Here is a 14,187-nt window from a genome sequence, read left to right on the forward strand (position 1 = left end):
CAGGACGGTCTATTGAATGCTCGATGCGATTTCGAAAATCGGCATATACATCAGCACGACGATGCCGCCGATGACCACGCCGATAAAGATCATCATCGCCGGTTCGATCAACCGTGAGATCAGGTCGATCGCACGAGACACATGCGCCTCCTGAAACGCGGCGATCCTGTCAAGAACAGGCCCGAGACCGCCGGTCTTCTCTGCCACGGTCAGCAACCGATAGGAAATCGCGTTGGCGAGCCCGGCCTGCTGAAACGCATCGGAGATCTTTGCGCCGTTGCGCACCTGCAGCAGGGCGCCGGCGAGCGCGGCCTGGTCTGCGCGGCCGACCAGCCCTCGTGCAAGCTCGAACGCCCGGACCGCGGGAATTCCGCCATCGACCAGCATGGCGGTCGTGCGATAAAACTGCGACTGGCGGAAAACGCGGAAGTGTTGCCCGACGCCAGGTAACGCAAGCAGACGATCGGCCATCCAGTTCCGCACCACCGACCTGCGCAGGGCGAAAACGGTCGCCATCGCCACCACGGCGAGGCCAACGGTCAACTCCGCCCCGTGGGCGTGCACCATGCCGCCCCAGGCCATCAGCAGTTTCGAGAGCAGCGGCAGTTCGCGCCCGCTATGTTCGAGGAGGGTCGCAAAGCGAGGCACGACGAAACCCAGCAGAAACAGCACGACGGCTGCGCCGACCAGCAGCAGGACCGACGGATAGATCGCCGCCGACACCACTCGCGCGCGCAGTTCATGAAGCGTCGCGCTGTTGCGCGAATAGCGGGTCAGGCTATCGGCGAGGCCGCCGGTTTGCTCGCTGGCCTTCACGCAGGCGACCAGAACCGGCGGAAAGACGTGGCTCGCGTGCTCGAGCGCAGCGGACAGCGACTGCCCCTCTTCCAGTTGCCGCAGCAGGTCGCGATACACCTGAGCCGAGGCCTCGCGGCGCTCATTGCCGCCGAGCGTGCGCAATGCGTCGACGACGCCAACGCCGGCATCGAGCAGCGCTGCGAGTTCGCGCGCGAACAGTTCGACGTTGAACCTGCTGCCTGGCATCGCCGGCAGGTTCGCCCTACGGCGCCGCCGTCCCGCGGCTGCGCTAACCGACACGACACGCAGCCCGCGCGAGCGCGCGAGCGCCGCGGCAGCCGACGAGGAATCGCTGTCGATACGAACCGTCTGGACTGAGCCTTGGGTATCGAAGACACGCAACACGTACTTCACGTCGACTCTCCTTGCAGACAGCGAACTACCAGTCCGGCGTCGTAGCAAACACGCCGCGCGCCGCTACCACGAAGAGACGGTTGCGTTCTCGCCGACGCCGCCGCCTCGTCCGTCCTTGCCGAGCGAAAACAGGTCGTAGTCGCCGTGCTCGCCCGGCGAACGATACTGGTACGGGCGATCCCACGGATCCACCGGCACAGCCTTCTGGAGGTACGGCCCGCTCCACCGCGTCGCGTTCTGCGGTTTGGTCACCAGTGCCTGCAGACCTTCCTCGCTCGTCGGATAGACGCCGACGTCGAGCCGGTATTGGTCGAGCGCCTGGCCCAACGAGACGATCTGTGCGCGCGCGATCTTCGTGTTGGACTTGCCGACCTGTTCGAAGTATCGCGGAGCGACGAGGCCCGCCAGCAATCCGATGATCACCATGACCACGAGCAGCTCGAGCAAGGTGAAGCCGCGGTTGCGTCGCGCGCTCTTTTCAAGGCGGAGGCAATGCCACGGACGCCCGGGCCTGCCGGGCTTGAAAGAGGACAATTGGTCGTGCACGGCTCCCCCTGTATCGACCCACCGCTTCGGCAACGCCGAAGCCGTTAGTGCATTCTTGTTCAGGCCGATACGGGCAAGAAGTAGGGAGAGCCGTCCAAAAAGGTGGGTAAACACCCTCCAGTTTGCGCCGCTCTACAAGGAGCGGTTTCGCACGCGCTCTTCATCCTTCAGCGCGAGGATGCCCATATCGATCGCGATGCGCACGAGGCCCATCACGTTCGTTATACCCAGCTTGCGCATCAGGCTTGCGCGATGCTTTTCGATTGTCTTCGGGCTGAGTTTCAGGTACTCGCCGACCTGCCGGTTGGTGCGCCCTTCGGCAACGAGACGCAGCACGGTGCGTTCGCGGCCTGTCAGCGCGTTCCACATCGGGTTTTGCTGAGGAAGGCCAGCAGGCGCGCCCTGCGAACTTGCGCGGCACCGGTACGCGTCGAGATTCGCATTGTGCTTGCCCTCCAGGACAAGGCGCATCTCACCGACCAGGTCTTCGAATGACGCGTCCTTGAGCACGTATCCGTCAGCGCCTGCGGCAAGCGACTCCCGCACGTGCTCTTCACTGCGGTGAACGGTAAGGACAATGATGCGTATCTGCGGTGCGTGGCGCTTGATTGAGGCGATCGCCTCGAAACCGCTCCTGCCCGGCATCGACAGATCCATCAAGACCAGATCGGGCATTGTCGCCGCGGCGAGACGACAGGCTTCGAGCCCGTCGCTCGCGTCGCCTGCAATGCTGTAGTCGCGCAGCTCGGAAATCATGCGGCAAAGGCCGCTGCGCAAAAGATGCTGGTCCTCCACAATCAGCACACGATGTTTTTTTTCCAATTCCGTCGCTCCTTGCTGGACCCTGCACGACTAACTGGAGGCCACGACATCGTGATAGGCGCTCAGCAGTTCCGCCGGTGTCGCGAAGCCGTCGATACGCAGCCACGGCTTTCCGGGCGCCGCGCGCAGGAAGGCAACCGGCGTGTGATTCATCTTCTCGCCCCGATAAACGTTGAATGCGCGTTGCGTCGCAATGCTAGCCGCGACCGTGCCGGTGTAGTGCTGCCACTCCGGGCCGGCGTTGAACCTGGCTGCATACGTTCTGAGGCGTGCAGGCGTATCCTGCTCCGGATCGATCGAGATCGATACAAGGTGCACCTTGTCCCGGCCGCTGCCCAACTCGGTTTGCAACGTCTCGAACGTTTGGCTGACCATCGGGCAGATGGTCGAGCAGGTGGTGTAGATGAAAGTGAGGATGACCGGTCGGCCATCGTTCAGTTCATCGATCAGCGAAACCGTCTTGCCGTCATCCCTGACGAGCTCCACCGGCGGCAGCACGTAGTCCACGGTCGAGCGCATCGTGCCCGACATCATGTGGTGATGATGCATTTGCGGGTCGGCGCCATCGGCAGTGTCCGCGGCAGACGCGCACAATGCGCCGGTCCCCGCCAATCCGGCGCCTGTCAGCAGGACAGCGCCGATCAAGCATTGGAGGGTCGTTCTCATCGCGGTCTCCAGATACGGGAAGCAAGGTCCGGTCGCGCAGCCCACGACAGGCCAGCGTTCAACACACGCCCTCCGGGCAACGAGATGCTGAGTACGGCGTCGCCACGAGCGTGGCCTCATGGAAGGTCCGCCACCTTGCATGTTCAGTCTCATGAATTTGCTCTCGAGCGTCATTAGATGAGGGCCCCCAAAGCACGGTAGGGTATGCCCGCCTGCGGGTGAGCCCGCCCCTTGCAACAGGGGGATCCCCACGTCGCGACTTAGCACATGTCCCGTTGCGGTAAATGAAGGTCGCGGCCTACAATGCGCCGTAAGCTTACGATTTCCTTGTGCCAACGCATTGGGAGGTTCCATGGATGCAAGCCAGCCCGAGGGACCGCAGGTGAAGTTGCTCGACCTGATCGAGGCAATGCGCAGACTCGGCATTGCGGCACAGCCCAACGAACCGGGTGCGGGTAGTCTCACCGATGCGCGCGGCGCGGCACTGGCCATTCTCACGCCGGACGGCACTTTCCTGTCGGCGAACCGCAGCGCGGCGGCCCTGTTTGGCTATTCGTGCGCCGACCTGGCCGGAAAGCAACTCGTCGACATGGCGCCGGACGACCTTCACGCTGCGCTCGCGAGCGAATTGTCCATGAGCGCACACAGCGACTTTCATTCCTTTAGCGTGCTGCTTGGCAGTCGAACCGGTCACCCGACCCGGCTCGTGCTGCACCAGCAATCCGTTCCGACGAATCAGGATGGGCGCAGCGCGTTGCTGACGCTTTTCGAGGAACCTCTGATTCGCGAACCCGGACTTGTGGATGCGGCGCCTCTGTCCGAAGCGAGCGCGCGGGACTGCGTGACGTATCTGACGATGGGTCAACAGAAAGAACGTCAACGCCTCGCCGCGGAACTGCACGATGGCCTCGGACAGGCATTGACGCTCGTCAAGCTGATGGCCGAGGACGCGCGGATGCGCATCCGTCGCGGCCAGGTCGACGACGCCGCCCAGTTGCTGGACGCGACCGTGCTCAGAATCCGCGAAACGATCGGCGAGGTGCGGCAGATATGCGGCGAACTTCGCCCGCTGATGCTCGATCGGCTAGGCCTGCCCGCGGCACTGAGTTCGCTGTGCCGGCGCGTCGAGCGCGGCACCGAGAACATGTCGGTCGTGTTCAACTGCGACGTCGACGACGACGACGTACCGGAGCATCTCAAGGCGGACATGTTCAGAGTCGCTCAGGAAGCGTTGAACAACACCGTCAAGCATGCGGCAGCCACCGAGATCACACTGGGTTTCCGTCGTATTGCAGGCGGCCTGCTGCTGACGATCCAGGACAACGGCGTCGGTTACGAAAACCGGCCTCTGCCGACAGAAGACGCTTGCGCAACGGGTCTTGGCCTCATCGGGATGCAGCACCGGGTCGAGTCGCACGGCGGTACGTTTTTGATCAGTTCGTCCGGTACGGGCGGGACACTGGTCTCGGCGGCATGGACCCTCTAGCTCGACCTCCACGCGGGCTCATCCCGCCGCCTCACCCAGCCGGTACTCCGGCAACGGGCTGTCCGCATCGGATTGCACTTGTCGATCCGGATTGACGGGCAAGTGGACCAGCGTGTCGTCGGCATCCGGCTCTGAGCACTTCGCCGCCAGAGAAGTCAGCAGGCCCATGCTGATGGCGACAAGGACCAGTTCCGGGAGATTCGAGATATTGAGCTTGTGCATCATGCTTGCACGATACTTCTCAATCGTCTTCGGACTGAGATTCAGGTACTGCCCGACCTGTCTGTTCGTGCGCCCTTCGGCAATCAGTTTGAGCACGCTGCGTTCCCGTGCGGTCAGGACGTCCCACGCCTTCTTTGGCGCGGGCGCCTCGCGGCCCGTGACGAACGAGTCGACCATGCAACCGTACACGTCGGCGCTCAGATGCTTTTTCCCTTTCGCGACAGTGCGCATGGCGATCAGCAGCTCATCGAACGACACATCTTTGAGCACGTAACCGTCGACGCCGGCGCGCAGCGCCTCACGCACATACTCTTCGCTTTGATGAACCGTGAGCGCCACGATTCGCACGTTTGGCAATCGTCGCTTGATGGCCGCGCTGGCGTCGATTCCATTCATGCCTCGCATCGACAGATCCATCAGCATGAGATTGGGGTTGAGCGTCATGGCCAGTTGACAGGCTTCCTTGCCGTCTTTCGCTTCACCGATGACGTCATAGTCGCCTTGCGCGCAGAGCATCGAGCGCAAACCGTTTCGCAGCAGATCGTGATCCTCGGCGATCACGACGCGGTATTTGGTATTCACGTTCTTGACTCCCGGTTGCCACGATCCCGTCGCGACGAGGCGGTTCATCAGTTAGAAAGCGCTGCCGCCGTTCTTGTTTTTTCTGTCGTCTCCGAATTCCTAAACTTCCCATTCACAGCCACGGGATCAAGCGCTGTCAGACTGCCATTCGCAAGGTTCGCGCCATGCCTTCGCAAGGCAGCAATGACCTGGATCTGGGACGGATACACCCTTTCGAAATGGCCCGCTCCCCCATCAAAATGTTTCAAATTTGAACTTCTTTAACATTGACCGGAGATCGGTGACAATCCGGATAGCGGAGATATTGCACGCATAATTTGCGAAGCAAGATATTATTCACTGCTGAACTGCACCAAACAGAAATATCTTTCCGCGACGAGCATGCCGAACCATGAACCGGCGCCTTATCGGCGGTTACCGTATTTTACAAACGTAACATTTTTGTACAGCGCCTCGTGGCAGTCGCCTCACGCCTCAAAGTGTAGGGAGGTGCCCCATTGCGAATGCGTTTTTCCCTGCCCCACAATTCAGGAGCAGGGAGAACACGAACATGCGCTGTCGCCCTTCATCTCGCCCGGGAAACGCCATACTTGTCGCTTGCGCAGCGCTTGGCATGGTGTCGGCCAGCGCTGTGCGCGCGGAGATTTTCGGAGCGGTCGACAGTAGCGGCGCGATCGTCCTGACCAACGTGCCAGGCAAAGCAGGATTGCGCCTGATCGTCGCCGACGACCCGCCTGCCGAACGCAGCACGAACCGTTCGAACGCCACCTCATCCGCCAGCATCGACCCGTCACGGTTCTCGGACGTGATCAATGAAGCCAGCCGCGCTTTTCGCATTCAGCCCGAACTCCTGCGCGCGGTGATCGACGTCGAGTCCCGATACAATCCGAAGGCGATTTCAGAGAAAGGCGCGCAAGGATTGATGCAGGTGATGCCGGAAACAGCAAGACGCTTTTCCGGTGGCGACATGCTGAATCCGCGAGACAACGTGCTGACTGGCGCCCGGTACCTGAGGTTCCTTCTCGACCTTTTCAAGGACGATGTCGAGCTCACGCTGGCCGCTTACAACGCGGGGGAGAACGCGGTGATTCGCGCCGGCTACCGCGTGCCGTCCCTTCCGGAAACACGCCTATACGTCCCACGCGTGCTGGAGCGCTATCGGCGGCTCCTCGCGGCCGGCTAGCTGGTTGCCCGGCCTCGCGCGGTCTCGTTGGCCGCCCCCCTGAGGTCGACGGCTTGCACCGGGGAGCATCGTGCGCGAAGACCCGCAGCGCATTGCGAGGCGCGAGCAGGCTACGGAAATGCGGGGATGGTCGGGTCCGTTCCCTGGATGTCAGCCTCCGCGTGGTGAAGCTTGACCATCTCTTCGATTTCCTCGACGCGATCCTTTGGGACATCGATCATCATCAGCCATTGACCTCGCCCGATCGCCTCTTCGAAACGCTTCAACCGTGTATTCGGCACATCGACGCCGATCATCGTGGCCGCCCAGGCGCCAAAACCGGCGCCCGCGAGTGTGATCGCAACGACAGCGCCGCCTGCGATGGTCAGGCCGGCAGGCGGAAAGACGAATGCAACCAGGCCGGCCAGCATCCCGGTCGCGCAACCCGCCGCCGTACCTCGCGCAAGCGCCGGCAACAAGTCGGTACGTTGCGCAAGCGTAGCCTCCGGTAAATCCTCGAGCGCGACATTATGGTTGGCAATAACGTGGATATGCCGCCACTCGATCCGCTTCAACAACAGCTCGCCAATGATGATCTTCGCGCATTGCGCGCTCGGCAGCAAAAAATAGATGCGTCTCATGGCGGCCTCTCCGACCGTGGGCCAGTAAGCACCTGGACCCGTGAATACATTCTTGCGCGAATCGATAACAGGAAGAAGTAGGAAGGCTCGCCGAAAGTGCTGGGTAGGGGTCCCCAATGCTTCACAGCTTCCCGTAGCTATGCAGCCCCGACAGGAACATATTCACGCCGAGGAACGCGAACGTGGTGACCAGCAGCCCCGTCAGCGCCCACCAGGCGGCGACGTGGCCGCGCAGGCCCTTCATGAGCCGCATGTGCAGCCAGGCTGCGTAGTTCAGCCAGACGATCAGCGCCCACGTTTCCTTCGGGTCCCAGCTCCAGTAGCCGCCCCACGCTTCGGCCGCCCACAGTGCGCCGAGAATCGTCGCAATCGTGAAGAATGCGAAACCGACCGCGATCGACTTGTACATGACGTCATCGAGCACATCCAGCGCCGGCAGGCGGTCCGCCAGCACGCCACGCTCCTTCATCAGGTACGCCACACCCACCATTGCCGACAACGCGAAGCTGCCATAACCGATGAAGTTGGCCGGGACGTGGATCTTCATCCACCAGCTTTGCAGCGCGGGCACGAGCGGCTGGATCTGCTGTGCGTCGCGCGCGATCGAATACCACATCAGGAAGCCGACGGCCGCGCTGATCACGAGCAGCACGAATGCGCCGAGCGCACGCGTGCTGTAGTGCTGCTCGTAGTACAGGTAGAAGAGCGCCGTGATCAGGCTGAACAGCACGAACACTTCGTAGAGGTTCGAGATGGGAATATGGCCGACGTCCGCACCGATCAGGTATGACTCGTACCAGCGCACCATCAGCCCGACGAAGCCCATCAGCACGGCGGCCCAGGTCATCTTCGAGCCGATCGCGGCGCCCGTCGCCGAGCGCGACAGCATGCCGATCCAGTAGAAGAGCGTCGCGAGGACGAACAGCGAACTCATCCACAGGATCGCCGACTGGCTCGACAGGAAATATTTCAGGAAGAACGCGTTATCCGCACGGGCGAGATCGCCGTGATACAGCTGGATGGCAAACAGCGACAGCACGGCGATACCCGCGATCAGCAGACGCGCGGGCTTCCAGCGCCAGCCGAGCACCACGAAAACCGGCACGGCGCACACCAGCACCAGCTTGTCGTAATCATTCATGTACGGGTAATACCGCGAAAGCGCAAAACCCGCACCGGCAACCATCGCAAGCGCGAACAGCCAGTCGAAAACGCCAAGACGCTTCAAAAACGGACGATCGTCGAGAATCGCCAATGCATCAGCCGAAGTCATTGCAGCGTTCCGCGGGGGCATTGGGCGCGCGCTCGGCACGACGCCATCAAGAGACGATTGTGTCAGTTTCACGATATTCACCGTTGCGATGATCGCGCCGCCGGGACGCTATTTGCCTTTGCGTGCGGTCGCTGAATGTACTGCTGGCTATAAAAAAGTGCCCCGCCGGGGGACGGCGCACAAAACTGTACGTCACACCGTTACAGATGCCCAAAAAGGGGCCGACCTGAACGATGGTGCTGACCCAACGCCGGCCGCAAACGCAGTCCTGTTCAAGGCATGCTCACTGATCGGCAGGCGGGCTGGCCGCCGCCTCGGTCTCCGGCGGAAACGCCTCCACGAAGGCGGCTACGGCGCGCATATCCCGCTCCGACATGTTGGCGCATACCTCCTTCATGATTTCACCGCGAGGCCTGTCCTGGGTGTGCTGGAAGATCTCCAGTTGCTTCTCGATGTAGTCCGCGTGCTGACCAGCGAGCCGGGGAAACCGATTCACCCCCTCGCCGTGCTGGCCGTGACATGACACGCATGAAGCAACCCCCTTGTCCGGCAGGCCGGAGGTGAAGATCGCTTTCCCTTCGTTCACAAGCGCGCGGTCGGCGACTTCGCCCAGGTCCGCCGGCTGGCTTGAAAAATACGCAGCGAGATCGTCGATCTGTTCCTCGGTCAAGTGCGTAAAGCCCCACATGAATCGCCTGGCGTTCGGGTCGGCTCGGGCATGCGTCTTGAAATCCGTCAGTTGATCGACAAGGTATTCCCGTCGTTGCCCCGCCAGTTTCGGAAAGGTAGGCGACACCGAGACGCCGGTCACGCCATGGCAGTTTGAACAAACCTGCAAGGCGATTGTCTTTCCAGCGACAGCCGGATTATCGACCGATCGGACCCGCTCGATGTCATGACAAGCGGACCCCGCAAGCAAGAATCCGAGGTAGATGAAGCGCGCGACCTTTTGCATGTTACGAACCTCCTGACCGCTACCGTTACCGCCCTTCGAATCGACCGCGCTCCACGCCATGACGCAGCGCACGCGCGACGGGCCTTGCGCTTGCCTGATATTCATGCGGCCGCGTTTTCACGCTGCCTGGAGAAATCGCCGCGGCCCGGCAAATAAAACCGTTCGAAATGAATGTCAAAACGACGCAGCCCATAAGTAGATAAAAAGCGTATCGTTGTCCTTTGCATTTCGTCCGTTGCCATCGTAGTTTGACCCGGCACCCAGATATTTAGTGAAATGCGTGTATTGCAAGCCGATTCGCACGTATTGCACCGGGATCCAGAAGATCTCGGGGGTAAATCCTTGCGTGTTGGGATAAAAGTTTGCGCTGCTGGCGTAAGCGACGCTGTCCGGGCTGCCCGTCACATTGAAGAAGGAAAGGCTCACGCCATACTTGTTTTGGTAGATGTACGACGCTTTCAATCTCAACGATTTCAGATTGGCAGATTGACTGTCACCGTAAACAAAATTGTTCTGATCGGAGATATTCTCTTGAACATAGCGTGCCTGTGCAGTGACCGTGTGTGGCTCCAGAATGTACTGATACTGGGCATCCACGCCAATATCGCGATAACGGGTCACGCCACCCCCGAATATCGGAAAAAAGGCTGCGTCGTTGGGGTAGACCTCGGCATCTAACACATACGTTCCCAGCATGACGCTATGTGGACCCCAGTCGTGGGTCAGGGCGAGGCGAAAGTACGGGTTGTAGCCGCGCAGATAAGTCTGCGGATGGTTCGGGTCTCCGGGTTTGCTGCCCTTGCTCAGGAACGACCAGATGCCGTCGGCCGTACTGTACGCCGTCAGTTCCGCGTAAATCGTCTTGTTCCAGTACACGTATGCACCGGTGCCTACGGCCTGTTGCGCCAGCCCCCCTTCGATGATCGGCAGGAACTGAGGGGACCCCACGGCACTGGTCGAAGAGGAGACGTACGGATAGCTCCATGCCGGAGCGGTGTTCCAGACGTCTTGCACGGTGGGATTATTGTGAAGCGTTACGCCAAGAATGAAATCGTTCGCCTCTCCTATGATCCGCTCCACATAACGGAAGTCAGTGTTGTCCGATGCCCAATGACCTTGCCACTCGCCCTCGTCATTCTGGTGATCGTAGTTCGAGTACGTGAACTGGGCGAACGCGCCAATCTTGTCGGTGATCTTCCCGGCAAGGAAAATGCTGGCCGCATCGAATATCACATTGCCGTCTTTTGGAGAGACGATGTTCCCGCTAGTGTCGTGGTTGTTCCTTGTCTTGGTGAAATCGGCCAAAGCCATGGCTGCGATCGGAACGGTGCGTTCGCCGAGCGTATAGCCGGTCAGCTTGAACATCCGGCCATAGGACGTTAGCTCAGGAAACTGCCCGCCGGCATGACACGCCACGCAGCTTTGTCCTGTCTGGCGCGCGAATATCGGCAGCGCGTTCGCAATGGAAGCCTGGAACAAACCGAGCGCCACGAGCGCGAATGCCCAGCCACGGCACAACAGATGATGAAGTGCGGGATTGCTGATAAGAGCCTTTGTCATGGCTGTTTCTCCACACTCCGTGGGTTGCCGCCTGTATCGGCGGCAGTAGAAGCCGAAGACTGCATTCCTGTGTCGCGCCTGATGGCGATGAGTGGGATGAAACACGTTCTCCCGCTGTTGCGATCATCGCCGATGTGGCATTTGCATCTGTTGCCACATCTGTATTGTGCAAACGGGCGATGAAAACCGGCATGGGTCAATGTCCTACATTTGGGAGAGGGGGAGCACTCGAAGACGCGGTGTCCCGATGGGCTTTCCCGCAGCTCGTCGGGAACATCGAATGGCATGACACGTTGCGCGAAAAACCACGCGCGCGATGCGAAGACAGTCTGCGAATGAATGCCGCAAGTGCGCCGCGTACGAGGCAATTCAGGCTGCCTGGTACGAGCGGTAGCGCACGTGAATCGAAACCAGGGGGATAAGCGAGGGCGTGCAGCGCCGCTGGTGCCGGGGTGCGATGACGATGGCGTTTCTTGAGTCCTTACGCGCCGAGCTACACCGTGCCTCAAGGCACCAGCCAGTCCCCATCGGCCACGATCCTGACTCGATCCGGCCCGGCGAACCGGACGATATACCCGCCCTTGGACGCGAAGTGCTGCCCCGGCGCCAGCGTCAGGCGCGGATAGTAGCCAGTCAGGATGCGGCGTTCGAGCATGTCCTGAATACGCTCGATCAGGTAGTCCCTCTCGAACACGTCGACCATATGCTTGAGCGTCTCCGCCAGCAGGCCGCACGCGAGATAGGTGTCCGCCTGTACCTGCGGGGCGACCATCGGAATCTTGCGGATCGAGAACCAGCCGAACGCATAGTCGACACGGACACGCCGTCCCTCCGGCAAGTCGAACGGATACGCGACGCGCGTGACGCCGCGCCAGCTCGCTGACAACGGCGTGCTGTCGAGCCCGCCGAGCAACCCCGACATGAACACGGTGTCCGACGGCGGCGGTGTATGGTCGAGCGCCGCGACGTCGGGCGGACGCAGCCACAGCAGGAGCACGTCCGAACGCGATATTCCACGCATGGCGTGCGCGACACTGTCGCCCGGCGCGAGCGCACGGTTCGATACCGCGATGCCGTGGCCCTTCAACGCAGTGGCCAGCGCCTCTGCACCCCGCTCACCATTGTCCCCCGCACGATAGACTTGCCAGACCGTTTTCACCGCTTTGCCTGGCTTGCCGCTGGCCTCATCGAGAATCCGCTTTGCAATCAGATCCGCCTCGAGCAGCACGCCCTTCGAGAAATACACGGAGTAGAAGTCGTGATCGGTTTCGACCGGCACTTCCACGTTCGGAAAGAGACACGGCACGGCCTCCTGCTCGCAGAACTCATGGACCGGCGCCCAGTTCTTGCCGCCCAGTCCCGACACCACGGCAAACACCGGCTGCTCCGCCAGATAGCGCCGCAACTGTTCATGCCACGACGCCGGCGGGCCGCTCAGTTCCCACACATGCAGCTCCCAGCGGCGATTGACCATGAACATCATCTTGCGCGACGAGCGCAGCGGCGGCGTCGCGCCCAGCGGAAAAATGTTCTTGTCATCGAAGTACTGTTTGAGCACATCGAGCATGCCACGCCGTTTCACCGGGTCCGCATCGGGTGTGATGATGGTCGCGAAGTGCAGCACCGTGTCCGTCACACCGGCTGGCCTGCGTTGATCGAGGCGCTTCAGGTAGCCGATCAGCGCTACCATGTCGGTGTCGTTCAGCGCGTACTGTGGCATCAGATTGCTGAGCGGCTTGCCTTCCGAATCGAGCCCTTCGCGTATCGCCCGTGCGATCGTCACATCGGTGTAAGGCTCGCGATTGGTGCGCATGCTGGGAACGTACGGTATGTCGAGATCTTCGAGGCTGTCTGCGCGAGGATGGACCAGATAGCGTTTGGTGATCGGCGGGATGTTGCTATTCCCCTCCCGGGCGCCGAGGCCGCTGCGTCGATGGCAATTCATGCAGGCGGCGGCGGCACCTCGCAGGTTCACGCCACCCTCGTGCATCGCTTCGAGCGGTTCGCCCGAACCCAGCACGCCGTTCTGGAAGATTGCTTGCCCCGTGCTCACGGTCGTGACCGGCGGCGCTGACGGAGCGCTATTCGCCTGACCCACCGGCACCATCAGTGCGGCGAGCAACACACATCGAACGAGCGTGCGCGCCGCAAGCGGCCTTACCCGCGCAATGGCTCCTCCTCTGACGCGGGTGCAGTCCATGGCTAGGGGGTCGGCCGGCTCATGGAGCGAACCGCCGGCGGCGACGCTTCCGCGTCGACCGACACCGAATTGCGCCGTCCCTGCGAGCCTGGTCTCGCGAAGATCGCATCGCCCAGCGGCGGATTGAGCGACACCTTGTCGAGCGTCAGCTTGTCGCTCTTTCCGGAAGCCGCTGCGCCGCTTTCGATCGTGAACGGTATCTGCAAACCATCGACGTTTTTGTAGTCGCTGTACCTCACTTCCACCGTGACTGGCCCTTGAAGGCCCCGCGCCTGGCGGTCGTATTTCACGTCCAGAAAGCTTTGTGCGTCCACCCATACATGACGGGTCACGCCGGAAGGCAACTTCGCGCTAAGGCGGTATGCGTCGTGTCCGTCGACCTTATCGATACCATCGAGCGTCACATCGACACCCTTCGCCTGATGGTCGATCAGCAACCCGTCGATGACCTGCTCCTCATGCGCAGACTTCAGCTCGTCCACGGTATACGGCCGCAATTCCCCGCTGCCCGTGGCGCTCGGGCTCACCTTCCAGCCTTGTTTACCGTCGAACGCCCGGACAGCCCGCTGGTTAAGCACGGTGATCTCGAAACGTGTCTTGTTCGGGCGTTTCAGCGCGAGGACAAACGGCAGATTCCGGGCAGGTGCATTCGCGCTATCCACGTGCCCGACCCAGACCATCGTCTGGATCTTCCGCCATGCATCGAGGCCGCCCCTCGCGGCGACGTTCTTCTCGACGATCTGGTCCGCGCTCAGATCGTGCCCCTGCGGTATTTGCTCGCTCGCGTACACCGCTACCGTCAGGCAGCCGACAAGCATCCACAATGCGATTCGTGTCATGACCATGGACCTCGCACCGAT

At 61.3% G+C, this 14,187-nt stretch carries 13 protein-coding genes; 2 read left to right on the top strand and 11 right to left on the bottom strand.

Translation table 11 applies throughout. From position 1 onward, the window contains the following. Positions 1–9 precede the first annotated feature (9 nt). From B0G77_RS27000 to B0G77_RS27015, 4 genes are all read right to left on the bottom strand, one after another. On the bottom strand, positions 10–1,212 hold the full coding sequence (locus B0G77_RS27000; RefSeq protein WP_133665058.1) for a type II secretion system F family protein: 1,203 nt from the start codon (positions 1,210–1,212) through the stop codon (positions 10–12). Between the two features lie 63 nt (positions 1,213–1,275). Continuing rightward, positions 1,276–1,746, bottom strand: a complete 471-nt coding sequence (gspG, locus tag B0G77_RS27005) for a type II secretion system major pseudopilin GspG (RefSeq protein WP_133666883.1) — start codon at positions 1,744–1,746, stop codon at positions 1,276–1,278. 144 nt (positions 1,747–1,890) lie between these two features. Beyond that, a complete protein-coding gene (locus tag B0G77_RS27010) occupies positions 1,891–2,580 on the bottom strand; it encodes a response regulator transcription factor (protein WP_133665059.1) in 690 nt (229 codons plus the stop codon). A 30-nt stretch (positions 2,581–2,610) separates the two neighbouring features. After that, positions 2,611–3,246, bottom strand: a complete 636-nt coding sequence (locus tag B0G77_RS27015) for an SCO family protein (protein ID WP_133665060.1) — start codon at positions 3,244–3,246, stop codon at positions 2,611–2,613. Between the two features lie 352 nt (positions 3,247–3,598). On the opposite strand from B0G77_RS27015, the gene B0G77_RS27020 reads away from it, so the two are divergent. Further along, the gene (locus B0G77_RS27020; RefSeq protein ID WP_133665061.1) at positions 3,599–4,732 is read left to right on the top strand and encodes a histidine kinase; all 1,134 of its coding nucleotides are present in this window, start codon (positions 3,599–3,601) and stop codon (positions 4,730–4,732) included. An 18-nt stretch (positions 4,733–4,750) separates the two neighbouring features. On the opposite strand, the gene B0G77_RS27025 is transcribed toward B0G77_RS27020, so the two are convergent. Then, positions 4,751–5,536 (bottom strand): response regulator transcription factor, encoded by a 786-nt coding sequence (locus B0G77_RS27025; RefSeq protein ID WP_133665062.1) that lies wholly within the window; start codon positions 5,534–5,536, stop codon positions 4,751–4,753. A 613-nt stretch (positions 5,537–6,149) separates the two neighbouring features. Here B0G77_RS27025 and B0G77_RS27030 point away from each other — a divergent pair. Next, positions 6,150–6,719 (top strand): lytic transglycosylase domain-containing protein, encoded by a 570-nt coding sequence (locus B0G77_RS27030; RefSeq protein WP_243751227.1) that lies wholly within the window; start codon positions 6,150–6,152, stop codon positions 6,717–6,719. A gap of 110 nt (positions 6,720–6,829) precedes the next feature. Here B0G77_RS27030 and B0G77_RS27035 read toward each other — a convergent pair whose 3' ends face one another. From B0G77_RS27035 to B0G77_RS27060, 6 genes are all read right to left on the bottom strand, one after another. Beyond that, positions 6,830–7,339, bottom strand: a complete 510-nt coding sequence (locus tag B0G77_RS27035; RefSeq protein WP_133665064.1) for a DUF1269 domain-containing protein — start codon at positions 7,337–7,339, stop codon at positions 6,830–6,832. Positions 7,340–7,460: 121 nt separating this feature from the next. After that, complete coding sequence (gene ccsB, locus B0G77_RS27040; protein WP_133665065.1) at positions 7,461–8,612, bottom strand: c-type cytochrome biogenesis protein CcsB; 1,152 nt, start codon at positions 8,610–8,612, stop codon at positions 7,461–7,463. Positions 8,613–8,895: 283 nt separating this feature from the next. Then, positions 8,896–9,567 (bottom strand): c-type cytochrome, encoded by a 672-nt coding sequence (locus tag B0G77_RS27045; RefSeq protein WP_133665066.1) that lies wholly within the window; start codon positions 9,565–9,567, stop codon positions 8,896–8,898. A 174-nt stretch (positions 9,568–9,741) separates the two neighbouring features. Next, positions 9,742–11,127, bottom strand: a complete 1,386-nt coding sequence (locus B0G77_RS27050) for a cytochrome C (protein ID WP_133665067.1) — start codon at positions 11,125–11,127, stop codon at positions 9,742–9,744. 505 nt (positions 11,128–11,632) lie between these two features. Next, positions 11,633–13,327: a c-type cytochrome gene (locus tag B0G77_RS27055; RefSeq protein ID WP_208116500.1), complete on the bottom strand. Its 1,695-nt coding sequence runs from the start codon at positions 13,325–13,327 to the stop codon at positions 11,633–11,635. A gap of 2 nt (positions 13,328–13,329) precedes the next feature. Then, the gene (locus B0G77_RS27060) at positions 13,330–14,166 is read right to left on the bottom strand and encodes a hypothetical protein (protein WP_133665068.1); all 837 of its coding nucleotides are present in this window, start codon (positions 14,164–14,166) and stop codon (positions 13,330–13,332) included. Positions 14,167–14,187 lie beyond the last annotated feature (21 nt).

Origin of the sequence: Paraburkholderia sp. BL10I2N1, assembly GCF_004361815.1 — a bacterium.
In the GTDB taxonomy this organism is placed as follows: domain Bacteria; phylum Pseudomonadota; class Gammaproteobacteria; order Burkholderiales; family Burkholderiaceae; genus Paraburkholderia.

Excerpts from the sequence above, each read along its gene's own strand:
- B0G77_RS27030 (WP_243751227.1), top strand. The coding sequence starts at position 6,150 with ATGGTGTCGGCCAGCGCTGTGCGCGCGGAGATTTTCGGAGCGGTCGAC.
- B0G77_RS27045 (WP_133665066.1), bottom strand. The coding sequence starts at position 9,567 with ATGCAAAAGGTCGCGCGCTTCATCTACCTCGGATTCTTGCTTGCGGGG.
- B0G77_RS27055 (WP_208116500.1), bottom strand. The coding sequence starts at position 13,327 with ATGGACTGCACCCGCGTCAGAGGAGGAGCCATTGCGCGGGTAAGGCCG.
- B0G77_RS27020 (WP_133665061.1), top strand. The coding sequence starts at position 3,599 with ATGGATGCAAGCCAGCCCGAGGGACCGCAGGTGAAGTTGCTCGACCTG.
- ccsB (WP_133665065.1), bottom strand. The coding sequence starts at position 8,612 with ATGACTTCGGCTGATGCATTGGCGATTCTCGACGATCGTCCGTTTTTG.
- B0G77_RS27015 (WP_133665060.1), bottom strand. The coding sequence starts at position 3,246 with ATGAGAACGACCCTCCAATGCTTGATCGGCGCTGTCCTGCTGACAGGC.
- B0G77_RS27060 (WP_133665068.1), bottom strand. The coding sequence starts at position 14,166 with ATGACACGAATCGCATTGTGGATGCTTGTCGGCTGCCTGACGGTAGCG.
- B0G77_RS27035 (WP_133665064.1), bottom strand. The coding sequence starts at position 7,339 with ATGAGACGCATCTATTTTTTGCTGCCGAGCGCGCAATGCGCGAAGATC.
- B0G77_RS27050 (WP_133665067.1), bottom strand. The coding sequence starts at position 11,127 with ATGACAAAGGCTCTTATCAGCAATCCCGCACTTCATCATCTGTTGTGC.